This is a genomic window from Streptomyces erythrochromogenes, from assembly GCF_040684695.1.
Lineage (GTDB): Bacteria > Actinomycetota > Actinomycetes > Streptomycetales > Streptomycetaceae > Streptomyces > Streptomyces erythrochromogenes_C.
Genome location: NZ_JBFBGM010000032.1, coordinates 76,911 through 101,572, shown reverse-complemented (window position 1 = coordinate 101,572; position 24,662 = coordinate 76,911). Strand labels below are relative to the sequence as shown.

Here is a 24,662-nt window from a genome sequence, read left to right as displayed (position 1 = left end):
CCCCACCACCACCGTGTGGCCTCCTAGGCCGGGGGGGGGGGGGGGCCGGCCCCGCGCCCCCCCGCGCCGCGGCTCCGCTGCGCGCGCAGAAGCCCGCCCACTGCGGGTCCGGCATCCACATGGCCAGCGACTCCGGCCCCATGAACGGCGCCACCTCCCGGTCCAGCAGCCACTTCGGGTCCGCCTGCACGACGTCCCCGGTGTGGCCGCCCACCCGGCGCGACAGGTCGACCCACTCGTCGAACGGCACGACGGGCCCCACGGCGTCGAAGGTCCCCACCGTGCCCTCCTGCGCGAGGTCCACCATCCAGGACGCGAGATCGCGTACGTCCACCACCTGCGTCGGCAGGCCGGGGGAGTGCGGTACGAGCAGGGGCCGGTCCACCGCGCGGGCGGCGCGGGCCACCCAGTACCCCGAGCGCCCGGTGTGGTCTCCCGGTCCGCCGATCAGGCCGGCCCGGGCGACCGCGAGGCGGTCGCCGACGGCCGCGCGGACCGCGGCCTCGCAGGCGACCTTGGCCTCCCCGTACTCCTCCCGCCCCGCGTACTGCTGCTCGGTGGGTGCCAGGAGGGCGGCCGACTCGTCGGCGCCGACCTCGCCGTGGTCGGCGTAGGCGCTGACGGACGAGACGTATGTCCAGTGCCGGGCCCGCTCCGCCAGGGCCACGAGCGCGTCGCGGACGAACGCCGGCTGCCAGGACACCTCCAGTACGGCGTCCCAGTCGCGGTCCAGGAGCCCGGCGTACGCGGACCGGTCCGTCCGGTCCGCCGTCACCAGCCGTGCTCCGGAGGCGACTTCACCGCTCTCGCCGCGTGCCAGGCATGTCACGTCGTGCCCGCGCGCCACCGCCTGCCGCGTGATCTCACGGCCCAGCCACGCGGTCCCGCCCAGTATCAGAAGGTCCATCCGCCCACCCCAGCACAGCGCCGGCGCGACCGCGACCCCGGTTCGCGGTCGGCGAAGGACGGGCTGCCGGGGGTCCGGGGGCCGGCCCCGGGCTCACAGGTCGCGCCGCATGCACACGCGCGGCCAGCGGTCCAGGCCGTGGGCCGCCTCGCGCGCGCGGATCTCCCGCAGGCCGGGAGTGAGCGCGTCCTCGCCGAGGGCGCGGAACCCGCAGCGGGCGTAGTACGGGGCGTTCCAGGGGACCTCGGTGAAGGTGGTGAGGGTCAGCGCGGGCACGCCCTCGCGCACCGCGACCCCCGCCAGGTGCTCCAGCAGGGACCGGCCGATGCCCCGGCGGGCGTGGTCGGGGTGCACGGACACCTGCTCCACGTGGAGGTGGCCCTCCACGCGTGCGGCGATCAGGTAGGCGACCGGGGCGTCGGCCCCGTCCACCGCCACCCAGGCGAGCCCCGCCTCCCGGTGGGGGGCGAGTTCGGCGAGCGTCGGCGGCTCGTCGTCGGCGATCTCCGGCATGCCGATGTCCCGGAAGCAGCGACCGGCCGCCCTCTCGATGTCCTGGAGGACGGTCAGTTCGTCCCGGTGTACCGCGCGTACAGGCATGCGGTCATTGTCCGCACGGATCCGCCCCGAGGCACGCGGGTTTCCGCGGCCCGTCCGGCCGCGGCGGTGTGTGCTCCGTACGAGTTCACTTCGGGTGCCCGTTCGGCCCCAGCACCGAGCGCATGATCATCGGGTTGGCTCTCCATCGGTTTGATACGGCTATGCCACGAATGCGACGGACACGACCGACCAGGGCGTGGGGCGCGGCGGCTGCGGTGACGGGGGCCATGCTGGTCGTCGCCGCAGCGCCCGGTACGGCCCCCGATGCCGGCACCGCGGACGCCAAGCCTGCGGGCCGCCCGGGGGAGGCGGCGGTCACCCTGCTGCTGGGGAGAGTGCTGGAGGGGGCCCACGGGGCCGGCGAAGGGCGGTGCGCGGCAAGGGTGTTCCGGCGCGGGCTGTGCGACGGCTGGCAGGAACAGCGGGTACGGGCCACCTCGCGCGGGAGGGGATCCGTGCTCGAAGAGCCCGCCGTCGCCGACGCCGCCTGGGCGCAGGCCCTGCCGACCGACGCCGGCGGACCCCTGGAGATCACCCTCACCGAACCGGGCCGCATCACCGACGTGAGCGTGCACGACGGGCACGGCCGCCACCTGTCCGGTGAACTCGGCCCGCACGGCGACCGCTGGCTGAACACCGAGTCGCTGCGCGCGGGGGAGACGTACACCGTGCGGGTCGGCGCGCAGGACGCGGCCGGCAGCCCGGTCGGCGTGACCATGGCCTTCCGGACCGCGCCGCCCGCGGACGGCGGCAGGCTGACCGTCGAGTTCGGGCCGGGCCCCGGCACGTACGGAGCCGGGGAGATCGTGACGGCCGCCCTCAGCCGGCCCGTCCCCGCCGGCGACCGCGTGGCGCGCGCCCGCCTGGAGCAGGCGCTGGAGGTGACCTCGCAACCGCACGTGGAAGGCGCCTGGCACTGGGTCGACGCATCGACCCTGCACTTCCGGCCCCGCACGTACTGGCCCGCGCACACGGTGGTCCGCGTCCGCAGCGGACTCGACGGTGTCCAGGTCGGGGACCACGCCTACGGCGGTCCCTCCGAGGACCTGCAGTTCACCATCGGGGACCGGATCGAGGCCGTCACCGACTCCGCCACCCACCGGATGACCGTACGCCGCAACGGACGCGTCATCAGGACGATCCCGGTCACCACCGGCAAGGAGGGCTTCCGGACCCGCAGCGGCATCAAGGTCGTCCTGCGCAAGGAGTCCAAGGTCCGCATGCGCGGCGACACCGTCGGCATCAAGCGCGGCACCAAGGAGTTCTACGACCTGCCCGTCTCCTATGCGACCCGGGTGACCTGGAGCGGCGAGTACATCCACGCCGCGCCCTGGTCGGTCGAGGCGCAGGGAGAGGAGAACGTCAGCCACGGCTGCACGGGCATGAGCACCGAGAACGCCGCCTGGTTCTTCGAGACCGTCCGCGAGGGCGACATCGTGGAAGTCGTCAACAGCGGCGGAGAGAAGATGGCCCCCTTCGACAACGGCTTCGGCGACTGGAACGTGGACTGGCGCAGCTGGCTGGCCGGCAGCGCGCTCGCCGACGTGGACGCGGCCCCGCCCACAGCACCGCGCACCCCGTCCCGGCTGCACCCCACCACCTGACCGGGGCGCCCGGAGCGCGGCCTGGCTTACGATCAACACATGATCAGAGGAGTGATGTTCGACTTCTCCGGCACGCTGCTGCGCATCGAGTCGACCGAGGACTGGCTCGGCGCGGGCCTGGCGGCGACCGGCATCCGGCTGTCCGACGAGGAGTTCCGCGAGACGGCGGGGCGGCTGACGGAGTACGGCGCCCTGCCGGGCGGCGGCGCGCCCCGGCGGATCCCCGCCCACCTCGAAGCCCTGTGGCGGGAGCGGGACGTGAGCGCCGGTCAGCACCGGGCGGCCTACGGCGGCCTGGCGCTGGCGTCCGGCCTGCCGAAGCCGGAGCTCGCCGGGGCGCTCTACGACCGCCACATGAGCCCCGCCGCCTGGCGGCCCTACCCGGACACCTCCGCGACGCTGCGCGAACTGCGGCGACGGGGAATCCCGGTGGCCGTCGTGAGCAACATCGGATGGGACCTGCGGCCGATCTTCCGCACGCACGGCCTGGACGAGCTGGTCGACGTGTACGTGCTGTCCTACGAGCTGGGCGTCCAGAAGCCCGACCCGCTGATCTTCCGGACCGCCTGCGACGCACTCGGCCTGCCGCCCGCCGAGGTGCTGATGGTCGGCGACGACCGCACCGCGGACGGCGGCGCCGCGGCGCTCGGCTGCCCGGTGCACTTCGTCGACCACCTGCCGGCCGACCGGCGGCCGGACGGCCTCACCCCCCTGCTGGACCTGCTGGGGTAGCCGCCGGCGCCGGGCCGCCGTCGACGTTCCACCCCAGGGGCAGCGGCCCGTCGCAGAACACGCACACGAAGTCGTCCTCGCGGACGATGCCCAGCTCCCGGCAGGCGGGACACCTGCGGAACACCACCTCGCGGGTGTACCCGCCCGGGTGCCCGATCCCGACCGACTCCAGCGCGTCCGCGACGGCCGTCCACGAGACGACGTCGGGGCAGTACCCGGTCGACTGGTTGCTGACCTCGCAGGCCGCCCACGCGCCGGACGCCCGGGAGAAGCCCATCTCACCGGCGGCCAGGACCGGCCCGCCGCCCGCGCACACCACGTGCTCGCTGCGGCGCGGCGCGAGCCGCAGCACACCGGCGGTGTCGACGACGAACGTGAACGGTTCGTCCAACTCCCGCGCGGGCAGCGCCGAGACCCACGCCTCGAAGTCCACCGCCGACCGGATCCCGCGGCCTCCGCTGCCCGGCCGGACCAGTGCCAGGGGCCCGGCCGGCCCCACGTACCGGTAGGCCCGGCGGGGGCGCCCCCGAATGCCCATGGGGGCCACCGTAGACGACGTCTGTACCGGCTGCCGTTCGGGGACTCCCATCTCCCCGTCCCGTACTCGCTGATCGCCCGCTCGCCCCAGCCGCACACCGCCTCCTGCGGAGGCTCCGGCCGACACAACCCGGCCGGGGACTGTGGTGTCCGCGCACATGGGAACGGGCCCCGGGCGTCGCCGATGATTCCCGCCATGACGAGCGCCATCCCTCCCGGCCTCCCCGGGACAGCAGCCGCCGCAGGCATCGACCTGGCGGGCCGTACCGCCCTGGTCACCGGGGCCGGGAGCGGCATCGGGCGGGCGTGCGCCACCGCGCTCGCCCGCGCCGGGGCCCATGTGCACGTGGTGGACATCGACGCCGCCAGGGCCGCATCCGTCGCCGAGGCGATCGGCGGCCGTGCCCACGTGGTCGACCTGGCACAGGCCGCCCCCGTCGAGGAACTCCCCGCCGAGGTCGACATCCTGGTCAACAACGCCGGACTCCAGCACGTCGCGCCGCTGCCGGAATTCCCCCCGGACCGCTTCGAACTCCTCCAGCGGGTGATGGTCCACGCCCCGTTCCTCCTGCTCCGCCGGATCCTGCCGCACATGTACGCCGGGGGCTGGGGCCGCGTCGTCAACATCTCCAGCGTGCACGGCCTGCGCGCCAGCGCGTACAAGGCCGGCTACGTGACCGCGAAGCACGCCCTCGAAGGGCTGAGCAAGGTCACGGCCGTCGAAGCCGCCCCGCACGGGGTGACCAGCAACTGCGTCAACCCCGGCTACGTCCGCACACCGCTGGTCGAGCGGCAGATCGCGGCCCAGGCCGCCGCCCACGGCATCGACGCCGACCGGGTCGTCACCGAGGTGCTGCTCGGCCGCTCCGCCGTGAAACGGCTGATCGAACCGGAGGACGTGGCCGCCGCCGTCCTGTGGCTCTGCGGCCCCCACTCCGGCCACCTCACCGGCGCCTCGATCCCCCTGGACGGCGGCTGGACCGCGGCGTGACAAATGTAATGGCCTGTCAAGGTGCTTCTCCTTCTGGAGGTTGATGCCTGGTTCGTCCTGGCGGAGGAAGTGCCGGCACCGGCCGTCGCAAAGAATCGAGGTGTACCGAACACCGGCCCCACCGGGCCCGCGTCGAGGAGCCGCCATGAGCCGTCCCCGCCCCCGTTCCGCCGACCGCCCCGCGCGGCGGCTGAGCCGCGCCGCCTCCGCGACCGCCGTCGCCGTGGCCCTGCTGGCCGGCCTCGCCCCCGCCGCCAGCGCCTCGGCGGCCGGTGAGCCGGACGCCGCACGGGCGGCGGCGGCCGGTCACCGGCTCGACCGGGCCGCGCTCCAGGCCGGGCTCGACGCGGTCCGCGACGCGGGCGTGTACGGCGTCTTCTCCGCGGCCCGGGACGGCCGCGAGCGCTTCGACGGGGCCGCCGGCATCGCCGACCTGTCCACCGGACGCCCCGTCCGAGCCGACCTCCGCCACCGCGTCGGCAGCGTCACCAAGACGTTCACCGCCGTCGCCGTGCTCCAGCAGAACGCCAAGGGCCGGATCGACCTGGACCGGCCGGTCGGCGACTACGTGCCCGAACTGCTGCCCGGCGAGCGCGGCCGCAAGGTGACCGTGCGCATGCTCCTCAACCACACCAGCGGCATTGAGGACTACATCGCCGACGCCTTCCCCTCACTCTGGGAGGGCACCACCGCGAGCCTGGACGAGCACCGCTTCCGGACGATCCGCCCCACCGAGCTGATCGGCTACGGCGTGGCCCGGCCGCAGCGGTTCGAACCCGGCACCGAATGGAGCTACTCCAACACCAACTACATCCTGCTGGGCGAGATCCTGCGCAAGGTGACCGGCCAGGACCCCGAGAAGCTCATCGCCAAGGACGTCATCCGGCGCGCCGGCCTGCGGGACACCTACTTCCCCGGCACCGACCCCTCCATCCGCGGCGCCCATGCCCGCATGTACGAGAACTTCTTCGGGCTCATCGACCCGCCGCGCGACTACAGCGTCTACAACATGACCTGGGGCGGCACCGCGGGAGCCCTCGTCTCCACGCCGCAGGACCTGAACACCTTCTACCGGGCCCTGCTCACCGGTGACCTCCTGCCGCGCCGCCAGCTGGACCAGATGCGCACCACGTACGACATCAAGGACCCGACCGGGAAGGTGACCCTGCGCTACGGCCTCGGCATCTACTCCCTGGACACGCCGTGCGGCCCGGCATGGGGCCACGACGGCGGCGTCTGGGGCGCCGGCACCCAGGCCCTGTCCAGCCCGGACGGCACGCGGCAGTTCGCCCTCGGGTACAACCTGATGAAGTACCAGCGCTTCAACGAGGCCGGCACCGCACTCGACCCGCACCCGGCCGACGCGGCCATGGCCGACTACCGCGACCAGGCGCTGTGCGGCAGGACCGCGCCGAAGCCGCCCCGGGCGCCGAAGGCCCCGAGGACCGATTCCGTCGAGGCCCCGGCACCCCTGTCCCCGGCACCGCTGTCCCTGGCACCCCTGTCCCCGGCCCACGGGGCCCTGCCGGCGCTTCCCGCGCCGTCTGCGCTTCCCGCGCGCTGAGCCGGCGTACGTCTCATCCGGTCGCCCCCTCCAGGGGCGGCCGGGTGCGGAGCCGGGCGGCGAGCACGGCGACGTCGTCCTCGGCGTGCTCCGCGTCGAGGCCGGCGCAGACCGCGTCCACCACGTCCCGGACCGAGCAGCCGGCGGTCATGCGCAGGGCGGCGAGCCGGGCCAGGGACGTGTCGATGTCCTCGCCGCGGCGCTCCACGAGTCCGTCCGTGTAGAGCAGGATCGTCCGGTCCGCGGTGAAGGGCAGGGCGACGGCCTCGTACCCGCCGAAACCGGTGCCCAGTGGCGGGCCGACGGGCACGTCGAGCAGGTCCCCGGGCCGGTCCGCGGTGAAGACCGCCGGCGGCAGGTGCCCCGCGCTCGCGTACGCGGCCGTACCGCGGGCGGGGTCGACCCGGACGATGAGGCAGGTCGCGGGGCGGCGGTCGTCGTCCGCGGCCGACAGGGCGTCCAGCTGGCGCAGCACGCGGTGCGGGGCGAGGTCGGTGGAGGCCACCTCGCGCAGGACGGAGCGGTAGGCGTTCATGTCCACGGCGGCCTCCAGGCCGTGGCCCATGACGTCACCGACCACCAGCAGGGTGCGGCCGAAGTGGAGCCGTACGGTCTCGAACCAGTCGCCGCCGACCAGGGCGCGGGAGCCCAGCGGCAGGTAGCGGCTGGCGACCTCCAGGTTCGGATGCGGTCGGCCGGGCTCGGCGACCAGGGCCCGCTGGAGGTCGAGCGCGATCTTCTCGGTGGCCACCAGCCGGCGGGCGTGCCCGACGTGCGCGCACGCCAGGCGCGCCGCGAAGTGCACGGTCGCCGCCTCGTCCGCGCTGAGGGCGCAGCCCGCCCGGGCCGCGAGCAGCCGTCCGTAGACCTCGCCGCGGCCGGTCAGGGGCACCGCGAGCACGTGCGCGGCCGCCGCCGCGCCGCCCGGGGCGTCCAGGAGGCCGGCGGTGTCGCCCGCGGCGGCCACGCGACCGGCCGGCAGGCTCCGGCCGCCCGGGCTGCCGCCCGTCAGCTCCACGGCCGCGGCCCCGCACGGGCCGCGGAGCAGGAATCCCGTCAGCTCCCGCCAGATCGCGGCCTCGTCCGAGGACGTCCCGATCCGCTCGGCGGCCTCCTCCATCGCGCGCAGCCGCGCCTCCGGGCCGTCCCGTCGCGACGCCATGGCCCGGTGTCCCGAACCGGAGCCGGCTAGGGGGCGTCCACCTCGAGCACGGACAGGACGTTGCCGGCCGGGTCCTTGAACCAGGCGATCGGGGGGCCGCCCTCGTTGCGCGAGATGCCCTTCGCGTCCTGTCCGAAGCCGTCGTAGCGTTCGAAGGCCACGCCGCGCGCCGCGAGGTCGTCGACGGCCCGGTCGACGTCGGGCACGGGGAAGTTCAGCACGGTGAAGCTCGCCGGGCTGTGGTTCTCCTTCGGGTACACCAGTACGTCCGCGCCGCCGCCGAGGTGGAGGGACAGCATCCCGTGCTCCTCGGAGACGCGCAGGCCGAGGGTCGAGCCGTAGAAGTCCTTCGCCGTGTCGATGCTGTCCACCGAAAAGCCGCTGAATGCCTTGCTCTCTCCCAGCATGGTCTCTCTTCCCTTCACACTGTGGCGTCCACGGGCTCGTCGCCGCCCATGTCGAGGCGGAACGGCGGGTACGCGTCCGTCATCAGGGAGGCGTAGGCGGTGACCCGGAGCACCCACCGGTTGAGGCCGATGATCAGGTCGAACAGGTCGCGCGGGTACTTCTCGGTGAACGCCAGAGTGACGACCGCGATCAGGGCGAGGAGCCCGATCAGACCGCCGGCCGACCAGGAGCTGTGCAAGGCGCCGGTGAAGATGCCGATCACGAGGTACTGCGGGATGGCGAGCAGCCACCACTTCACCAGGACCAGGCCGCGCGAGAGCCGCTCGGGGTAGGCGATGTCCAGCCGGGCCGGGTAGTCGGGCTCGGGGCCGAGGCTGAAGGGCGGGTACCGGTCGGTGCCGAGGGCGCCGTACGCGTAGTAGGAGACCCGCCAGGACCAGCGGAGCACTCCGAGGTTGAAGTCGAACAGGGCGCGCGGATAGCGCTCGGTGAAGAGGATCGCGAAGAACGCGATCACGCTGATCACCACGAACGCGAGCCACAGGAAGGCGAGCACGACGTAGTGCGGGATCGCGAGGATCCACTTGACCAGCCACAGCCACCGCGAGAGCGGCGCGTCCAGCCGGGCCGACACCGTGACCGGCGGATAGGGGGTCTGCATGGTCATGCCGCTCACCTCGTCGCGTCACCCCCGCCCTCCTCCATCTTCCGTCCCGCCCGCGCGCACCGCACCCACTCGGGGATCTGCCGCCATTCCTGTTCGGCAAGTACTTGCTAGAGTGGAAAGTAGATGCCGGGCCGGCAGGTTCGAAGAGCCCGGCACCGACGGGAGGGGACATGCCGTGAACGAACGGGCGGATGCGGCCGCATCCTTGCGGGGGATCGCGCGGATCGAGGGGAAGGTGCGCGGGCGGAGCGGCTGGTACGCCGGCTACCTGTGGCTGTTCGCCGCGTGGCAGCTCGTCCTCGTCCCCGCGGTGCTGCTGTGGCACGGGCCGGCCGGGGCGACCGCCGGCGCGCTGGCCAACGCCGTCGTGGTCGTCGGACTGTCGCTGTTCGCCACGCGGCAGCCCGTGGTCCCGCGCGGCCACGCCGGCACGCACCTCGCGGTGATCGGCGCGTGGGCCGTCGCCTACGTCCTCGCGCTCGTGCTCGGGCTGACCGTCTTCCCGGACAGCGTCCCCTTCGCGGCCGTGGCCGCCCTCGCCTGTGCGCTGCCCGCCGCGGTCGCCGCCCGGCGCGAGGCGCGCGCCGCATGACCCCGGAACCCGCGGACGGGGAGGTTCGGGAGCCGCATCCGCGGCACGGACTCGAACCGCTCCTCGCCTCGGCCGTGCGCCTGTCGATCGTCGCGGCCCTCGCCGCCGTGGAGAAGGCCGAGTTCGGCTACGTGCGGGATCTCGTGGAGATCACGGACTCGGCCCTGTCGAAGCAGGTCTCGCGCCTGGAGGAGGCCGGCTGGGTGGCGGTGGAGAAGGGGCAGGTGGGCCGGCGCCCCCGTACCTGGCTGCGGCTGACGGGGGAGGGGCGCGCGGCCTGTCGGCGCCACCTGGACGCGCTGCGGGCCATCGCGGGGCCGCTGGACTGACGCCCGCTAGCGGGCGGGCAGGTGGCGGCGCCTCGGGCAGGCCTGGGCCGCGGCGAGCAGGAGCTGGATCTGCTCGCCGACCTGGGACGCCTCCCGTACCGGTGCGGGGAAGGGCAGGCGGAGGTCGTGGTGGTTGCGGGCGTACTCGCAGCGCAGGGTGATGCCGTAGCGGTCCACGGCGAGGGGCAGGACGCGGACGGCGCCGTGCAGGAGCCAGGGGTCGGCCAGCCGGGTCAGGCGGGTCACCGCGTCCTGATGGGCGTCGCTCAGGTGCGTCAGCAGTGAGCCCTCGTCGATGGCCAGCGGGTCCGGCTCGGCCAGGACGAGTTCGTCTAGGCCGACCTTCACCGTCACCTCCTGCGTCGCCAGCGTGACGCGCGCCGCGTCGAGGCGCAGCTCGACGTCGTCCGTCGCGGTCTCCCGCCCGGACCGGGTCAGCCAGCCGGACAGGGTCACCCGGGCCCGCACCCGGTCGCGTACGGCGACGGGCGCGATGTCGGTGAACTCCACCAGCGCGGCCAGGGCCCCGCGCGGCGCGCACGCCACGTGGGCCGCCGGCAGGCTGTCGGCCGGCAGCCGCAGCCGCACCTGGCCTCTCGCGTTGACGGAGTGCAGGCCGACCAGGTCGTAGCGCAGCCCGTTCGTGGTGACGGTCAGCGAAACCGCGCGGGCGAGCACGGAACGGGTCTGCTCGGCGAGGGTCGCCTCGGCCGCGGGCAGGGCGGCAGCACTCATCGGAACCTCCGGTTAGGTAAGGCTTGCCTAATCTAATGGATGAGTGGGTGGTGTGACCAGCCGCGAAACTCGGCCAATGCCTCGGGCAATCGCGCGGCCGGTCGCCGGGTGGTGTGCGCCGGCGTACGCCCCGGGCCGCACTACGCCACGTCGCGCCGCAGGGGCGGACCCGCCCTTGCCAGTACGCGCATGGCGCGGGGCCGATGTTCTCCCGTGCGCCCCCCATGTGCCCCTTCGGAGGCCACGGCCGCCGCGCGTACGGTTCCGGGCCATGAGCGGATACGCGATGGAATCGGCCACCCCGGCGGAAATCGGCACCCAGGCCCTGCCCCCCTCCGATCAGTGGTCCACGGCTCCCGTGGTCCCGGCGCCGGTGTGTCGCTTCGAGAACTTCCTCGGCGCGGAACGTGCCGGCTCCCTCCTGAAGTACGCGATCTCCCGGGAAGCCGACTTCCACGCGGGGACGGTCCTCGACCCCCTCTCCGGCCAGGTCTCCCACAAGGGCCGCAGCTCCCTCGTCCTCCCCGTCACCAGCTCCGTGTTCAGCGCCCACCTGGCGGACTGCCTGCCGCTGGTCCAGGAGGTCCTCGGCCACCGGGCCGCGCTCACGCAGACCCTGACGGTCCTGACGTCGCACGGCGAAGGCGGCCACTACGGCATCCACACCGACGCCTCACGGGTCCGCGACGTCGGCACCGCCCTCTCCGCCGTGTACTACCTCCACCGCAGGCCGCGCGGCTTCGGCGGCGGCCAGCTCCGGCTGTACGACACCCTGCTCGCCGACGGCGGAGCCCGGCCCGCGGAGTCCTACCGCACCATCGAGCCCGAGCACGACACCATCGTGTTCTTCCCGGCCGGGGCCTTCCACGAGGTCGTTCCGTCCACCTGCCCCAGCGGGCACTTCGCCGACCACCGCTTCACCCTCACGACCTGGATCAGCGGCACCGGGGCCGCCGCGGCCGCCCCCGACGACCCGTTCCGGATCTGGCCGTGGCTGGCCCACGCGGCCGAACGCACCCGCCCGCTCGCGGACGTCGAGCACGACCACGACGGCGCCAGCCCCATCGCCCTGCCGGCCCCGGACCCGGCCACCCGTCTCACCCTCCCCGCGCCCCGCCGCACGCCCTAGCGGCTCCGCGCCGCGCCGCTGCCCCTCGTCACGGGCGGCGACGATCCGCCGTACCCGCCGAGCGGCCGCGGCCTTCCGACTCGCCCGAACGCACCCGGGCGCGACAGCATGGAGGGAGAGCGGGCGCTCGGCGGGACTGCCACGGGAGGAGGCGGTACGGACAGTGACCAGACATCGCTTCGCGTTCTGCGGCGCGCAGCTCGCCGCCGTCTACGTCGCCGCCGACCAGGACCGGGAACTCCACCTCGCCGAGCTGACCGGAAACCGCGGGGTCCTCTACGGCCTGCCCGCCATCCTCGCCGTCGCCGGCCATTCGCCCGCCGCCAACGCCTTCCGCTCCGGCCGCCCCCTGTGGCTGACCCCCAAGGAACTCGCCGCCTTCATCGAGGAGGACCCCCACCACTTCCCCACCCGGGTCGGGGACGGCACCCCGAACTCGCCGGCCCGGATCTCGCTGGGCGCCCTGCCCCTGGGCCACGGCGACCAGGAGCTCGGCTGCCTGGTCGTCGCCGGCGACGTGGGGGAGGGCTTCAGCGCCGACGACCGCAGCCTGCTGGAGCTGTACGCCGACCAGGTGGCCGCCGGACTCGAATCGGTCGCCGCCCGCTTCGCCGGACGCAGGGCCCCGCAGGCACATCTCGTCCAGTCCCTGGTCCCCGACCAGGGCGGCGCCTTCATCCTGGACCTGGGCACCGGCCGGATGGAGGCCCACGCCCACGTGCTGGAACTGCTCGGCCTGTCCCCCGAACAGTTCGACGGACAGGTGGAGACCCTGCTCGCCTGCGCCGTCCCCGACGACATGCCCGCGCTGATGGCGGTCGTGGAGCCCGACCGGCTGGCCGCCGGCGGACAGCAGCTGGCGTTCCGTATCCGCCGCCCCGGCGGCGAACTGCGCTGGCTGGGCCTGCGCTGCCGGGTGGAGGTCGACGCCGGCGGCACCCCGCGGCGCGTCCTGGGCGTGGTGGCCGACGCCTCCTACCTGCGGCCGAGCGCGGACGAAGTGTCCCTCGTACAGCGGCTGTCGGCGACCCTCGCGGGAGCGGCGACCATCCGTGAGGTCAGCCGGCTGGCGGTCGCGGCCCTGCGCGAACCGCTCGGCGCCTCCCGTGTCGCCGTCGGCGAACTGGAGCCCGAGCGCCTCATCGTCACCGCCCTCGACCCCCCGGAGCCCGACGCCTGGCCCGAGGTCTGGCGCGCGGAATGGCGTTCCGAATGGCCCGACGTACCGCTCGGCGACCTGCCCACCCTCCAGAGCGCGCTCCGCGCCGGCCACATGAGCCTGTGGCCGCCGGGCGCGGCACTGGAGCCGGGGCTCCTCGGCGTCGGGCCCGGCGGCCTCGCCGTCCTGCCGCTGCCCGCCGAAGGCAGGATGGTCGGGGTGTGCCTCGTGGGCTGGGACGAGGAGCACCGGTTCGCACCGGAGGAGCGCTCGCTGCTGACCGCGACCGCGGGGCTGGTGGGGCAGGCCCTGGTACGCGCCCACGCGCTGGACGCGGGCCACGAACTCGCCACGATGCTCCAGCGCAGTCTGCTGCCCCGCAAGCTCCCCGAGCTGCCGGGCGGGGTCGCCGTCGCCCGCTACCTGCCCGCGACCGCGGGACTGGAGGTCGGCGGGGACTGGTACGACGTCATCCCGCTCGGCGACGGACACGTGGCGTTCGTCATCGGGGACGTACAGGGCCACAGCGCCGGAGCCGCCACCATCATGGGCCAGATGCGCACGGCCGTCAGGGCGTACGCGGTGGAGGGCCACCCGCCCGACGTCGTGGTCGCGCGCGCCAACCGTCTGCTCGTCGGCATGGAGACCGACCTCTTCGCCACGTGCACGTACGTGGACCTCGACATGGAGGAGGGCATCGCCAGGGTGGTCCGGGCCGGCCACCTGCCGCCGGTGGTGCGCCACCCCGACGGCGTCACGGAGGAGATGGCGGTCGAGGGCGGGCCGCCCCTGGGCGTGCTCGCGGAAGCCGAATTCCCCATGACCGAGGCGGGGCTGCTCCCCGGAACCCTGCTGGTCCTGCTGACCGACGGCCTGGTCGAATCCGCCCGGCTGCCCCTGGAGGAGGGCATGCGGCGGGTGTGCGACGCGCTCATCGAGGCCGACCCGGTCGACGCCGGAGGGGTGGCCGACGACCTGGTCGCGGGCGTGGGCCGCCGCGACGACGACGTGGCGTTGCTGCTGCTGCGCTACGACGGCACGGCGGGCCGGCCCAAGCGGAGCCACTGGACGGTGTGGCGCCTGCCCAAGGCCGTCCTGCACGCGCGCCGGTTCACCGCGCGCACGCTGCGGTCCTGGGGCGTGGTGGAGGAGCTCGACACCGCTCTGCTGATCGTGTCCGAGCTGGTCACCAACGCGATCGCGCACACGCAGGGCGAGGTGGGCATGGACCTGACCCTGTCCACGGACCGGCTGCGGATCGCCGTGAACGACGCCTCACCGCGCAGCCCCGTCAAACCGGTGTCGGTCAGCTGGGAGTCGACCGGCGGCCGCGGCCTGCTCATCGTCGAGGCGACCGCGACGGCCTGGGGATCGGTACCGCTCAGCGGCGGCAAGCAGGTCTGGGCCGAAATCCCCTGGCACGCCGGAGCCGCCTGATCCGCCGGACGCCCCCTGGCCGCGTCAGCCGGCCCGCTTGCCGGTGATCTCCAGCAGTTGCGGGTCGAGGCAGTTGCAGGCCACCACCTGGGCCGGGCCGGGAGAGGCGGCGGCGGGGAGTTCGATGAGCGCGGTGAGGCTCTGCTTCGCGTCGGCGCTGCGCCATTTCTTGTCCTTGGCGCCCAGCAACGCGCTGTCGTCGGAGCCTTCGCCGAAGGTGAACGTGACCGTACTCTCCTTGCCCCGCGTCTTCTGCGTGCGCGTGAGCGGGCAGGCGACCAGAGAGGATCCGCCGGCCGTTTTGAGCACCGGCAGCGCGGGGCCGGACACCTCGTGCTCGAAGGTGTAGGTGAGCAGGTTCTTGAGCTCGGGCTCCTTGGCCTTCGCGGCGAGCTTGGCGACCATCTCGCCCGTGAGCGGACCCGGCGCGAACGCGTCGCTCTCCGGCTCGTCCGGGGTCGTGAAGCTCGTGTAGTCGGCGAAGCGGCCGCACACCGCCCGGTCCGCCTCCGCCGTCGGCGACAGCACGGCCGCTCCGGCCGCGTCGCGCCCGGCCGCGGCCACCGGGGTCGGGCGCAGCTGCACCGTCGTCCACGCGAACCGAGAGACGCTGGTCGACTCCAGGGGTGCCGGTGCCTCCATGGCCACCCACGTCTCCACGGCCGCCTTCCACTCGCCGCCGGGCGCTTCCTGCTGGAAGTAGTGCACTGCGGTGGCCGGGCCGTTCTCCCATCCGTTCGCCTTGCTGAACACGACGAAGTACCGCGGGTAGGACGGCTGGTCCCGCTCGGCGGGAATCACGAACGAGGGGTTCACCAGACCGGTCGAGTCGGGTTCGGTCCCGGGCGTGTTCCGCAACGTGCGGATGGAGGCCTTCGCCTTCCACTCCGCGAGCAGCGGCCCGGTCGCCACCTGGGACGTGGCGTCGGTCTCCTTCCACCCCGCCGGGGTGCGGCGCTCCCATTCGAACCGGCCGAACACCTTCTCCGCGTCGGCCTGGGCGATCACCAGTGGGGGCGGCGGCGGGACCGACGGCTTCGCCGCCCCGGAGGGCGACCCGCCATCGCCCTTCCCGCCCGTTCCACCCGTGCACCCGGCGGCCCCGCCCGCCATGAGCACCACGGCCGTACCGACCGCAGCAGCTCTGCCCCACCCCATTGCTCGCCCCTTCCCCCGAAATGCCGCCGCGCGGGCAGGTTCGGTCCGTCCCCGCCCCGGCGTACCAGGACCCTACGTCGTGAGGCCCGGCCCGCCGCGGGCGGGAGGGCGGATCAGGCCATCACCGCCGGCCGGGCGCACCGGCGGCAGGCGCGTGCCGAGGCGGCGATCTTCGCGTGGAAGACGAGGGCGACCGCACCCGCGAGGGCGCAGAGCGGCCAGCGGGACGTCAGCAGCGACGCGGCGGCGAACGTGAACGCGCTCAGTGCCAGGGCGACCGCGGCGGTGGTGCCCGTCCAGGCGACCAGGACCGGCAGCCGGTCCGGGGTGGAGAGCCGGCGGGCGAGGCGGCCGGTGGCGGCCAGGAACACCGCTGCCGCCAGGGCGGTGGCCGCGGCGGTGCCGCCCAGGTGGGCGAGCAGTACCTGGGCCGCGTACGGCAGCCGGTGCGCCGTGGGTCCGGCTGCGGCGAGCAGGTACCAGCAGGGGAGCAGGAGGGGAGCGAGCAGCAGGATCCTGCGGGAGGTGTGCCGGGCCTGGACGATGGTCAGTTCGCGCTGGAAGTCCGGTGCGAGTTCGGCGACGCTCCCGAACCGGCGCACGGCCTCCCGCGCCGCCTCGTGACCGGGTTCGCCACCGGGTGCCAAATCCGCCGCCGCGTCGAGCAGCCCCTCGCGCAGCTCGGCCAGCATCCGTGCCTTCTCGCGATCGGCGCCGCGCAGGACGGCGGCCAGCTCGGCCACGTGGGCCTCGATCGGATCGCCGGCTCCGTCGGTCCCGTCCTCCGCGCTCACGTCGCGGTCCGCGGCTGTACCGGTTCGAGTACCGAGCCGATCGCGGCGGTGAACTCCCGCCACACCTTCCGCTCGCTGTCCAGGCTGCGCCGGCCGGCGTCGGTCAGCTCGTAGCAGCGCCGCCGGCGTTCGCCCACGGACTCCCAGGTACTGGACAGCAGGCCGAGCCGCTCCAGCCGGTTCAGGGCGGGGTAGATGGTGCCCTTGCGGAGCTCCAGCACGCCGTTGCTGCGCTCCTGCACCGCGGTGATCACGGCGTAGCCGTGCAGGGGGCCGGATTCGAGCACCGACAGCAGCAGCCCGTCCAGGTGCCCGCGTACCTCACTCGCCTTCATGGTCAGGCAGCCTACCCACACCGCGTCACCGTCGTATAGGTTGCCTGGCAATCTATTGCCAACCGATCCACAGACCCGCCGACCGAGCGATCCGGAGTGCCCTGGTGACCAAACTGCTGCTGTCCGTCCACGTCCTCGCGGCGATCCTGGCGATCGGCCCGATCGCGGTCGCGGCCTCGATGTTCCCGCGCCACACCCGCACCCCGTCCGAGGACGGTGAGGGACGGCAGACGGCGAAGGTGCTGCACCGGATCTGCCGCGGCTACACGCTCGTCGGCATCGCCGTACCCGTCTTCGGCGTCGCCACCGGAGCTCGGCTCGGTGTGCTGACCGACGCCTGGCTCCTGGTGTCGATCGTGCTCACCGCGGCGGCCGCGGCCCTGCTCGCGCTGGTGATCCTGCCGGGGCAGCAGCGGCTGCTCGACAGTCCGGAGAAGTCGGGCGCGGCCCGGCTGGCCATGGTCACCGGCGTGTTCAACCTGCTCTGGGCGGTCGTGGTCGTACTGATGATCGTCCGCCCCGGCTCCACCACGGGAGCGTGACCGGCGTGCGCGTCCTGCGGATCGCGGCGCAGGTGGAGGCCGCTTCCCTGGCCCTGCTCCTGGTCAACCTCCTCACCGCGCACACCGGAGCGGTCGCCTCCCTCGGCGGCCCGGTCCACGGCACGGCCTACCTGATCGTCGTCCTCACCGCCCGGCGGGCGTCCGCGGACCCGGCGGCGAGGTGGCGGGCCTGGATCCCCGGGGTCGGTGGCCTACTGGCCCTGCGCCGGCTGCGGCGTGCCGACACCGGGATGCCGCCGGGGGTGTACGGCTCGTAGGCCACCGACGGTACGGCTGCTTCCCGGGCAGCGGGTGCGACGGCGGCCCACCGGTCCACCAGGGCCCGGGCTCGGTGACGGGTCGTAGCGGCTCGACACCCTCGACTACACGCGGGGCGAGGGGTGCTGCCGCGGTGCGGCCGGTCCGGTGCCGCCCAGACGCGGATCAGAGTGCGATCCAGTACCGCCGCGCGGGGCCGTGCGGGGTGTCCCGGACGCTTTCGAGGACGCCGCCGTTGCGCTCTATGGTCCCCGCCGAGGCGAGGTTGTCGACCGCGCAGACGAGCAGCACCCGGTCCAGGCCGAGCGCCCGCGCCTCTTCGAGCATCCGGCCCAGCGCCCAGGTGGCCACTCCGCGCCCCCGTGAAGACGGCCGGATGCCGTAGCCGATGTGGCCGAACTGCCGCACATGGTCGGTGAGCCCGTACCGAAGGGCGATCCCGCCCTCCACCCGGGAGCCCTCGACGATCCACCGGTACACGCAACCGCGTTCCGCGTCGGCGGATTTCGCACCCGACGCGTCCGCCAGCCGCGCCACCCATGCCGCGAACCCCTCCGGTGACTCGACCTCGTCGGACCCTTCCAGCCCGAACCCGTCCTCATGGAGGCCCGCGCCCCACTCGTGATGCGCTTCGAGCCAGGAGCAGTGCAAGCGGGCCATGGGCTCGATCAGTTGAAGCATGCGCCGACGATAGCGGTGCGGGCCAGCACCCTCCACGGCCGGCGAGGCCGGGCGGCCCGCGGCGGAGCGGCGCCGGACCCGGCGTGTCAAGCCGATGCCAAGCCGGCGCCAAGAGCCCCGTGCCATGGTGACCACCTCGAACCGGTGGCGCAGACCGACTGCCCGCGCGCCTCGGCGTCCTCCCCGGCTTCCGGCCCACCCACCACGACACCGCCCGCGGTGAGCTGGTCGAACTCTCTGCCATCGGCCTGCGCCACCGGAGGACCGCGACGGGACCTCAGGCCGTGGCGCCGTCCTGAGCCCCGGCCGCGGGGCGGGCAGCGGCGACGAGTTCGACCTCGAAGCCGTCGGCGTTCTCCAGGTACGCGGCGTAGGTCCGGTCCCCGCCGGCGTGCGGGTGGCGGTCGGGGAACATCAGGCTCCAGCCGTGCTGCAGGCCTTCGGCGACCAGGCGTTCCACCGTCTCGTGGTCCTCCACATGGAAGGCCAGGTGGTTCAGCCCGGGCCGGCACCGGTCGTGGCGGTCGGCCGTCAGGGCCGGTGACCGTTCGAGGACCAGGTACGTCGCCCCGAGCCGCCAGCTCCGTCCGTCGCTCCAGCTCTGGAACGGCGTGTACCCCATGGCCTCCAGCAGCCACCCGAAGGAGGCCACGGCCCGGCCGAGGTCCGGCACCCAGATCTCCACGTGGTGCAGCATCCCGGTCGCCCCGGCCGATGGCACGTCGGACATCGCCCGCCACCTCCTTCCCCCTCGTACGCCGCCGATGCGCCGGCGGCGCTGACCATGATGGCGGACCGCCGTACGCGGTCCGGCAACCCTTCGGGCGCCCCGCGAGTCCTTCCCGATGCGGCACACAAGGGGACGGGGGAGTTTCGTGGGAGTGCGCAGAGTGGTGAAGAGCGTCGGCGATTTCCTGGTGGAGCTGGTCGGCGAGGTGGTGGCCGAGGTGGTGCTGAGCCTGCTCGCCTGCGTGCTGCTCGGCCTGCTGGGCCTGATCGTTTATGTGAGCTGGTCCTTCAGCCCGCCCGCGACCGTCGCGGGCGCAGGACTGCTGAGCCTCGCCGTGGCCCACGGAGCCTGGCGGACCTTCCGCACCCCGGCAAAGGGCCGCCGTCGCCGCGGACTCGCGGCCGTGACCACGGCCGTCTTCACCGCGACCGCATTGACCGCGGCCTTCCTGACGCTCTACGCCTTCGACTGCGGCTGCCTCTGAAGGGCGGCAGCTACCTTCCTCGCATGGAACGAGACACCGTCCTGAGCGGCCTCGCCGCGCGGCGAACCGGCAGAACGCCGCAGCAACTGAAGGAACTTGCCGCCGAACTCGGCCTACCTGCTGCGGATCTCCTCGTGGTCGCGGGCCATCCGGTGCCGGCGGAACTCCGTCCCCCGGAGCGCGACGCCGAGGTCCTGAAGCGGTTCGCCCGTCGCATCAGCCACTGCGACCATGCACGACTCGCCGCGCTGGAGGCCTTCGTCCGCTCGCTGCCGCGTATCGCCGCCTCCGGCCCTGCCGGGGAGCCGCCGTGGCTCGGCCGCCGTCCCGCCGAGACCCGCTTCGCCGCCGTGCTGGGAGAACTGATCCGCAACCGCGGCTTCGGCATCCCCGAACTCCCCTTCATGGGGCTGTCCTTCAGCACGCTGTACGGCATGGTGTGGCGCTGGGGCCCGAGCCCGCACAACGTTCAGCAGCTGTGCGCCGTGGCAGGGCCGCTGGGCTGGACGCTGCCCGACCTCTTCGCGGTCGCCGACGAGCCGTACTCGGAGGAACTCCGTCCGATGGTGCACTGCCACCACCTCGGGCGACTCTTCGCGGCGGCCGTCCCCTTGACCACCGCGCAGCTGATCGAGACCGCGAAGGAGGCGGATCGACTGAGCGTGCACGACGTGCGCGGTGCGTGGCAGCCCGTCTCACAGGGGTTCGTCGAGGAGTGCCCGGACTTCCCGTGACAGCCGGCGCCCGGCCTGCCTCGCGGTCAGGCCGGGGTGTCGGCGTCGAGGGGGACGGCCAGGTGGCCGGCCACGGTGGTGAGGGCCGTGCCGAGCGGGAGGGAGATCCGGGTCACGGCGTGCCGGTCGCCGCGGGTGGGGTCACGGTTGACGATCAGGACGGGCTTGCCGGCCTGCGCCGCCTGCCGGACGAACCGGAGGCCGGACATCACGGTCAGTGAGGACCCGAGGACCAGCAGCGAGGTCGCGCCGTCGACCAGCTCGCGGCAGCGCTCGACCCGTCGCGGGGGAACCGTTTCGCCGAAGAAGACCACATCCGGTTTCAGGACGCCCCCGCAGTGCGCGCACGGCACCACGGAGAAGTCCCCGACCTGTTCGTCGGTGAGGTCGGCGTCGCCGTCCGGGTTCAGCCGGGCGGCCACCGGCTCGAAGCCCGCGTTGGCCTCCTCAAGCCGCAGCGCGAGGTCGCGGCGCGAGCGGGTGGCGCCGCAGGAGAGGCACACGACCCGGTCCAGGCTGCCGTGGAGTTCCACGACGTCCTCGCTGCCGGCGGCCTGGTGCAGGCCGTCGACGTTCTGGGTGATCACCCCGGACAGCAGGCCGTGCCGGCCGAACGCCGTGACGGCCCGGTGGCCGGCGTTCGGCCGGGCGCGGCCGAAGGTCCGCCAGCCGAGGTGGCTGCGCGCCCAGTACCGGCGCCGTGCCTGGGCGCTCGCGGTGAACTCCTGGTAGGTCATCGGGGTGTGCCGGCGCAGGCTCCCGCCCTCGCCCCGGTAGTCGGGGATGCCCGACTCGGTGGAGATGCCGGCCCCGCTGAGCACCAGCACGCCGCCGGCCCGCAGCGCGTCGGCGACCGGCCCCGGATCCGTGGTCCCGGGCGGCAGGTCCTCGGTGGGCGTCCAGCTCAGGGTGGGGCGCGTGCGCATGTGACCAGCGTACGGAACGAGCGCGGCGGACACCCGTCCGTCCGGCGCTCCGGTCCGGGTGGCCGGAACTCGTCCGAGCGAGGTGAACGGAAGTCTACTTCTTGGTAACTTGCGCGAGTTGATCAAGGTCGGAGGCGTGGCCGACCCGCGCTCCCGGCCCGAGCCACCCCCCCAGTCAAGGAACCACATTGGCACGCACCGTCCGCACGACGGCCCTCGTCTCCACCTCGGCCCTCGCCCTCGGAATCTCCCTCCTCGGCGCCACCGCCGCCCCCGCCCGCGCCGCGGAAGCGCCCACACCGCACCTGGACTCGGTCGAGCAGACCCTGCGGCAGGTCTCCCCGGGCCTGGAGGGCTCGGTCTGGGAGCGCACCTCCGGCAACCGCCTCGGCTCCTCCACGCCCGGCGGCGCCGACTGGCTGCTCCAGACGCCCGGCTGCTGGGGCGACGCGGCCTGCACCGACCGGCCCGGCTCGCGCCGCCTCCTGGACAAGATGCGCCAGGACATCGCCGCCGCCCGGGAGACGGTCGACATATCGACGCTCGCGCCCTTCCCGAACGGCGGCTACCAGGACGCCATCGTCGCGGGTCTGAAGGAGTCGGCCCAGAAGGGCAACCGGCTCAAGGTGCGCGTCATGGTGGGTGCCGCGCCCATCTACCACTCCACCGTGATCCCCTCGTCCTACCGGGACGAGCTGCTCGCGAAGCTCGGTCCGGCCGCCGCGGCCAACATCACCCTCAACGTGGCCTCGATGACCACCTCGAAGACCTCCTTCTCCTGGAACCACTCCAAGCTGGTCGTGGTGGACGGCGGTTCGGTGATCACCGGCGGCATCAACAGCTGGAAGGACGACTACCTCGAGACCACCCACCCGGTGGCCGACGTCGACCTCGCGCTGTCCGGGCCCGCCGCCGGCTCCGCGGGCCGCTACCTGGACACCCTGTGGGACTGGACCTGCCGCAACAAGAGCAGCTGGAGCTCGGTCTGGTTCGCCGCCTCGCCCGGCGCGGACTGCATGCCCTCCCTGCCCCGGCCCGCCTCCCCGGCGGGCGGCGGGAACGTGCCCGCGCTCGCCGTCGGCGGTCTCGGCGTCGGTATCCGCCAGAACGACCCCACCTCGGCCTTCCGCCCCGTGCTGCCCACGGCCGGCGACACCAAGTGCGGGATCGGGGTGCCCGACAAGACCAACGCCGACCGGGACTACGACACCGTCAACCCGGAGGAGAGCGCCCTGCGCGCCCTCGTGGCCAGCGCGACCTCGCACATCGAGATCTCCCAGCAGGACGTGCACGCCACCTGCCCGCCGCTGCCCCGCTACGACGTGCGGCTCTACGACGCCCTCGCCGCCAAGCTCGTCTCCGGGGTGAAGGTCCGCATCGTCGTGAGCGACCCGGCGAACCGCGGCACCATCGGCAGCGGCGGCTACTCCCAGATCAAGTCCCTGGGCGAGGTGAGCGACGCCCTGCGCGGCCGGGTGGCGGCCCTGACCGGTGACGGCGGCCGGGCGCGGACGGCCCTGTGCGAGAACCTGCAGCTGGCCACCTTCCGGGCGTCCGACCGGCCGACCTGGGCCGACGGCAAGCCGTACGCCCAGCACCACAAGCTGGTCTCGGTGGACGGATCGGCCTTCTACATCGGTTCCAAGAACCTGTACCCGTCCTGGCTCCAGGACTTCGGCTACATCGTCGAGAGCCCGGACGCGGCCGGACAGCTGAAGAGCGACCTGCTGGACCCGCAGTGGCGCTACTCGCAGGCCACCGCCACGTACGACTACGCCCGCGGCCTCTGCCAGGGCTGAGGCCACGCACCACCCCACCACCTCCAGCACCACCGCCGGGGCGCCTCTCGAGGCGCCCCGGCGGTGGTGCGCTGTGCGCTGCGCCCGGGCTACAGCGCGGGAGGGCCCGAGTGCACCGAGGTGTCGGCATCCCGCAGCTCGGCGAGCAGCTCGCTCTGTCCGACCAGCAGCTCGGTGAGGATGCGTCGTGCGGCTCGCAGGAGTTCGGCCACATCGCCGCCGGCGAGGGCGTAACTGACCGTCGAACCGTCGCGTATGGAGACCACGATGCCGGACCGGCGCAGGACCGCGAGCTGTTGCGAGAGGTTCGACGGTTCGATCTCGATCTCGTTCAGCAGCTCACGCACGGGTACGGGGCCGTTCTGAAGGAGTTCGAGCACGCGGATCCGGACGGGGTGTCCGAGCATCCGGAAGAACTCCGCCTTGGCCTGGTACAGCGGGACCTGCATGTGGCAACGCTCCTACCCGGGTTCTGACCTATGGACGGGGACGGCGCTCGCTTCCGCCGGGCCCGCCCCCGGTGACCATGACCAGCCATTCTCCTGTACCCCGGCTCCGCCCCACCCTCCGGTGACAGCATTCGGATGTGCCGAGTTGAAGATTTCTTCAACTCGTGGGCAAAAAAAGAGTCGGGGTACAGGAAGGCGGCTAGAGTTCCAGATCCGCTTCGATCCGCTTGAGCTGGTGCCGGGCCATGGCCAGGTTGGACTTCGCCTTGTCCAGGACGATGTAGAGGAACAGACCGTTCCCGCCCCGCCCCTTGAGCAGCCGGATGAGGTGGTACTGGCTGCCGAGGGTGATCAGTACGTCCTCGATGTCCTCCTTGATGCCCAGCATCTCCATGGTGCGGGCCTTCGCCCGGATCACATCGGTGTTGCCCGCGGCGGCGACCGTCAGGTCGAGGTCCTTGCCGCCCCCGAGCGTGCCGAGGGCCATGCCGCTCGTGTAGTCGACCAGCGCCGCCCCCACGCTCCCCTCGATCGAGGTCATCGCCTCTTTGAGGGAAGTCTCCACGTTCACCATCGTTGCAGCCTCCTCGTTTTCACGGCCCTGGCCGGCTTCACGTCTCCGGCCGGGTTGCACGGGGGACGCTACGCGTTGGAGGCCAGGTACGTGGCGAACATCAGGTATTCGGGCAGGATATGGACCTCCGTCCGCTAGGGTGCGAGCCCGTGATCACCCGACTGCCCTGAAAAGGACGGGAGTCGGCGCAGGTCCGGGAGCCCCCGTGCCGGGCCTGCGGGAGGCCCGGCGGAGGAGATCCGTGCAGCTCGGAGCCGGTCGGTACGCCGACCCCGAGCCCCTGCCGAACCACGTCACGGGCACACGGCGCCGGTTGACGGCTTTGGCCGACGGGCGACTACAGCTGGTACCCGCCGGACACCTCGATGTCCTGGGCCGTGATCCAGCGGCCGTCGTCCCCGACCAGCGCCGCGATCAGCGAGCCGATGTCGTCGGGCTCACCGACCCGGCCGAAGGCGGTCTTCGCGGCGAGGGCCGGCACGACCTCCGGGAATCGGGTGAACGCGTCGTCGGCCAGCCGGGTGCGGGTGGCGCCGGGCGAGACCGCGTTGACGCGGATGCCGCGCGCACTGAACTCCTTGGCCATGTAGCGGGTCAGCACGGTCAGGCCGCCCTTCATCGCCG

29 protein-coding genes are annotated in these 24,662 nt (G+C 73.5%); 13 read left to right on the top strand and 16 right to left on the bottom strand.

What is annotated here, in order from left to right:
- The coding region (locus tag AB0O53_RS33440) for an NAD-dependent epimerase/dehydratase family protein (RefSeq protein WP_365200703.1) at positions 1 to 907 on the bottom strand (907 nt) is incomplete at its 3' end.
- Positions 908 to 1,000: 93 nt separating this feature from the next.
- Positions 1,001 to 1,507: a GNAT family N-acetyltransferase gene (locus AB0O53_RS33435; RefSeq protein ID WP_365200700.1), complete on the bottom strand. Its 507-nt coding sequence runs from the start codon at positions 1,505 to 1,507 to the stop codon at positions 1,001 to 1,003.
- Between the two features lie 170 nt (positions 1,508 to 1,677).
- Between AB0O53_RS33435 and AB0O53_RS33430 the strand changes: the two genes are divergently transcribed.
- A complete protein-coding gene (locus AB0O53_RS33430; RefSeq protein WP_365200697.1) occupies positions 1,678 to 3,111 on the top strand; it encodes a L,D-transpeptidase in 1,434 nt (477 codons plus the stop codon).
- Between the two features lie 39 nt (positions 3,112 to 3,150).
- The gene (locus tag AB0O53_RS33425; protein WP_350993356.1) at positions 3,151 to 3,843 is read left to right on the top strand and encodes an HAD family hydrolase; all 693 of its coding nucleotides are present in this window, start codon (positions 3,151 to 3,153) and stop codon (positions 3,841 to 3,843) included.
- On the opposite strand, the gene AB0O53_RS33420 is transcribed toward AB0O53_RS33425, so the two are convergent.
- Entirely contained in the window at positions 3,815 to 4,381 is a 567-nt protein-coding gene (locus AB0O53_RS33420) for a P-loop NTPase family protein (protein ID WP_365200694.1), read from the bottom strand. The two genes, AB0O53_RS33425 and AB0O53_RS33420, sit on opposite strands and share 29 nt — an antisense overlap.
- A gap of 195 nt (positions 4,382 to 4,576) precedes the next feature.
- On the opposite strand from AB0O53_RS33420, the gene AB0O53_RS33415 reads away from it, so the two are divergent.
- Positions 4,577 to 5,371, top strand: coding sequence for a 3-hydroxybutyrate dehydrogenase (locus AB0O53_RS33415; RefSeq protein ID WP_350993353.1), 795 nt, complete (start codon positions 4,577 to 4,579; stop codon positions 5,369 to 5,371).
- 145 nt (positions 5,372 to 5,516) lie between these two features.
- Positions 5,517 to 6,935, top strand: coding sequence for a serine hydrolase domain-containing protein (locus AB0O53_RS33410; protein WP_365200692.1), 1,419 nt, complete (start codon positions 5,517 to 5,519; stop codon positions 6,933 to 6,935).
- A 13-nt stretch (positions 6,936 to 6,948) separates the two neighbouring features.
- Here the strand turns inward: AB0O53_RS33410 and AB0O53_RS33405 are convergent, their stop codons facing one another.
- From AB0O53_RS33405 to AB0O53_RS33395, 3 genes are read right to left on the bottom strand one after another with little or no spacing between them, the layout of a single operon-like run.
- Entirely contained in the window at positions 6,949 to 8,097 is a 1,149-nt protein-coding gene (locus AB0O53_RS33405; protein WP_365200689.1) for a PP2C family protein-serine/threonine phosphatase, read from the bottom strand.
- Between the two features lie 26 nt (positions 8,098 to 8,123).
- Complete coding sequence (locus tag AB0O53_RS33400; protein ID WP_350993347.1) at positions 8,124 to 8,504, bottom strand: VOC family protein; 381 nt, start codon at positions 8,502 to 8,504, stop codon at positions 8,124 to 8,126.
- Positions 8,505 to 8,518: 14 nt separating this feature from the next.
- On the bottom strand, positions 8,519 to 9,172 hold the full coding sequence (locus AB0O53_RS33395; protein ID WP_350993345.1) for a DUF4389 domain-containing protein: 654 nt from the start codon (positions 9,170 to 9,172) through the stop codon (positions 8,519 to 8,521).
- A 175-nt stretch (positions 9,173 to 9,347) separates the two neighbouring features.
- Here AB0O53_RS33395 and AB0O53_RS33390 point away from each other — a divergent pair, with 175 nt between their 5' ends.
- Entirely contained in the window at positions 9,348 to 9,764 is a 417-nt protein-coding gene (locus AB0O53_RS33390) for a hypothetical protein (protein ID WP_350993344.1), read from the top strand.
- Positions 9,761 to 10,093 (top strand): winged helix-turn-helix domain-containing protein, encoded by a 333-nt coding sequence (locus tag AB0O53_RS33385; protein WP_350993342.1) that lies wholly within the window; start codon positions 9,761 to 9,763, stop codon positions 10,091 to 10,093. Before AB0O53_RS33390 ends, AB0O53_RS33385 begins: the two co-directional genes overlap by 4 nt.
- Positions 10,094 to 10,099: 6 nt before the next feature.
- Here the strand turns inward: AB0O53_RS33385 and AB0O53_RS33380 are convergent, their stop codons facing one another.
- A complete protein-coding gene (locus AB0O53_RS33380; RefSeq protein WP_350993341.1) occupies positions 10,100 to 10,828 on the bottom strand; it encodes a DUF2470 domain-containing protein in 729 nt (242 codons plus the stop codon).
- Between the two features lie 271 nt (positions 10,829 to 11,099).
- Between AB0O53_RS33380 and AB0O53_RS33375 the strand changes: the two genes are divergently transcribed.
- Both AB0O53_RS33375 and AB0O53_RS33370 read left to right on the top strand, forming a co-directional pair.
- The gene (locus AB0O53_RS33375) at positions 11,100 to 11,957 is read left to right on the top strand and encodes a 2OG-Fe(II) oxygenase (RefSeq protein WP_350993340.1); all 858 of its coding nucleotides are present in this window, start codon (positions 11,100 to 11,102) and stop codon (positions 11,955 to 11,957) included.
- A gap of 163 nt (positions 11,958 to 12,120) precedes the next feature.
- Positions 12,121 to 14,553 (top strand): SpoIIE family protein phosphatase, encoded by a 2,433-nt coding sequence (locus tag AB0O53_RS33370; protein WP_350993338.1) that lies wholly within the window; start codon positions 12,121 to 12,123, stop codon positions 14,551 to 14,553.
- 24 nt (positions 14,554 to 14,577) lie between these two features.
- Here the strand turns inward: AB0O53_RS33370 and AB0O53_RS33365 are convergent, their stop codons facing one another.
- The 3 genes from AB0O53_RS33365 to AB0O53_RS33355 form a co-directional block, all read right to left on the bottom strand.
- On the bottom strand, positions 14,578 to 15,711 hold the full coding sequence (locus AB0O53_RS33365; protein WP_365200683.1) for a DUF8094 domain-containing protein: 1,134 nt from the start codon (positions 15,709 to 15,711) through the stop codon (positions 14,578 to 14,580).
- 113 nt (positions 15,712 to 15,824) lie between these two features.
- Complete coding sequence (locus AB0O53_RS33360) at positions 15,825 to 16,505, bottom strand: permease prefix domain 1-containing protein (RefSeq protein ID WP_365200680.1); 681 nt, start codon at positions 16,503 to 16,505, stop codon at positions 15,825 to 15,827.
- Entirely contained in the window at positions 16,502 to 16,840 is a 339-nt protein-coding gene (locus AB0O53_RS33355) for a helix-turn-helix transcriptional regulator (RefSeq protein ID WP_031157596.1), read from the bottom strand. Before AB0O53_RS33355 ends, AB0O53_RS33360 begins: the two co-directional genes overlap by 4 nt.
- A gap of 104 nt (positions 16,841 to 16,944) precedes the next feature.
- Here AB0O53_RS33355 and AB0O53_RS33350 point away from each other — a divergent pair, with 104 nt between their 5' ends.
- Together AB0O53_RS33350 and AB0O53_RS33345 are read left to right on the top strand one after the other, a co-directional pair.
- On the top strand, positions 16,945 to 17,382 hold the full coding sequence (locus tag AB0O53_RS33350; RefSeq protein ID WP_365200677.1) for a hypothetical protein: 438 nt from the start codon (positions 16,945 to 16,947) through the stop codon (positions 17,380 to 17,382).
- Positions 17,379 to 17,660 carry a DUF3817 domain-containing protein gene (locus AB0O53_RS33345; RefSeq protein ID WP_435886707.1) on the top strand — a complete coding sequence of 94 codons (282 nt, stop codon included), beginning with the start codon at positions 17,379 to 17,381 and terminating at the stop codon, positions 17,658 to 17,660. The genes AB0O53_RS33350 and AB0O53_RS33345 overlap by 4 nt, the downstream gene beginning before the upstream one ends.
- Before the next feature lie 166 nt (positions 17,661 to 17,826).
- Here the strand turns inward: AB0O53_RS33345 and AB0O53_RS33340 are convergent, their stop codons facing one another.
- Together AB0O53_RS33340 and AB0O53_RS33335 are read right to left on the bottom strand one after the other, a co-directional pair.
- Positions 17,827 to 18,342, bottom strand: a complete 516-nt coding sequence (locus tag AB0O53_RS33340) for a GNAT family N-acetyltransferase (protein WP_365200674.1) — start codon at positions 18,340 to 18,342, stop codon at positions 17,827 to 17,829.
- A gap of 277 nt (positions 18,343 to 18,619) precedes the next feature.
- Positions 18,620 to 19,072, bottom strand: coding sequence for a VOC family protein (locus AB0O53_RS33335; RefSeq protein ID WP_365200671.1), 453 nt, complete (start codon positions 19,070 to 19,072; stop codon positions 18,620 to 18,622).
- 160 nt (positions 19,073 to 19,232) lie between these two features.
- Between AB0O53_RS33335 and AB0O53_RS33330 the strand changes: the two genes are divergently transcribed.
- On the top strand, positions 19,233 to 19,556 hold the full coding sequence (locus AB0O53_RS33330; RefSeq protein WP_365200669.1) for a lysine transporter LysE: 324 nt from the start codon (positions 19,233 to 19,235) through the stop codon (positions 19,554 to 19,556).
- Positions 19,557 to 19,579: 23 nt separating this feature from the next.
- Positions 19,580 to 20,290: a hypothetical protein gene (locus AB0O53_RS33325; protein ID WP_350993324.1), complete on the top strand. Its 711-nt coding sequence runs from the start codon at positions 19,580 to 19,582 to the stop codon at positions 20,288 to 20,290.
- Positions 20,291 to 20,316: 26 nt separating this feature from the next.
- On the opposite strand, the gene AB0O53_RS33320 is transcribed toward AB0O53_RS33325, so the two are convergent.
- On the bottom strand, positions 20,317 to 21,216 hold the full coding sequence (locus tag AB0O53_RS33320; protein WP_350993322.1) for an NAD-dependent protein deacetylase: 900 nt from the start codon (positions 21,214 to 21,216) through the stop codon (positions 20,317 to 20,319).
- Positions 21,217 to 21,404: 188 nt separating this feature from the next.
- Here AB0O53_RS33320 and AB0O53_RS33315 point away from each other — a divergent pair, with 188 nt between their 5' ends.
- Positions 21,405 to 23,015, top strand: coding sequence for a phospholipase D-like domain-containing protein (locus AB0O53_RS33315; RefSeq protein ID WP_350993320.1), 1,611 nt, complete (start codon positions 21,405 to 21,407; stop codon positions 23,013 to 23,015).
- An 89-nt stretch (positions 23,016 to 23,104) separates the two neighbouring features.
- Here AB0O53_RS33315 and AB0O53_RS33310 read toward each other — a convergent pair whose 3' ends face one another.
- The 3 genes from AB0O53_RS33310 to AB0O53_RS33300 all read right to left on the bottom strand — a co-directional run bounded on the left by AB0O53_RS33310 (position 23,105) and on the right by AB0O53_RS33300 (position 24,657).
- On the bottom strand, positions 23,105 to 23,464 hold the full coding sequence (locus AB0O53_RS33310) for an ArsR/SmtB family transcription factor (RefSeq protein ID WP_350993318.1): 360 nt from the start codon (positions 23,462 to 23,464) through the stop codon (positions 23,105 to 23,107).
- 199 nt (positions 23,465 to 23,663) lie between these two features.
- Positions 23,664 to 24,038 carry a hypothetical protein gene (locus AB0O53_RS33305; RefSeq protein WP_030848047.1) on the bottom strand — a complete coding sequence of 125 codons (375 nt, stop codon included), beginning with the start codon at positions 24,036 to 24,038 and terminating at the stop codon, positions 23,664 to 23,666.
- Positions 24,039 to 24,375: 337 nt separating this feature from the next.
- Positions 24,376 to 24,657 carry an SDR family oxidoreductase gene (locus AB0O53_RS33300; protein ID WP_365200664.1) on the bottom strand — a complete coding sequence of 94 codons (282 nt, stop codon included), beginning with the start codon at positions 24,655 to 24,657 and terminating at the stop codon, positions 24,376 to 24,378.
- Between the last annotated feature and the right edge of the window lie 5 nt (positions 24,658 to 24,662).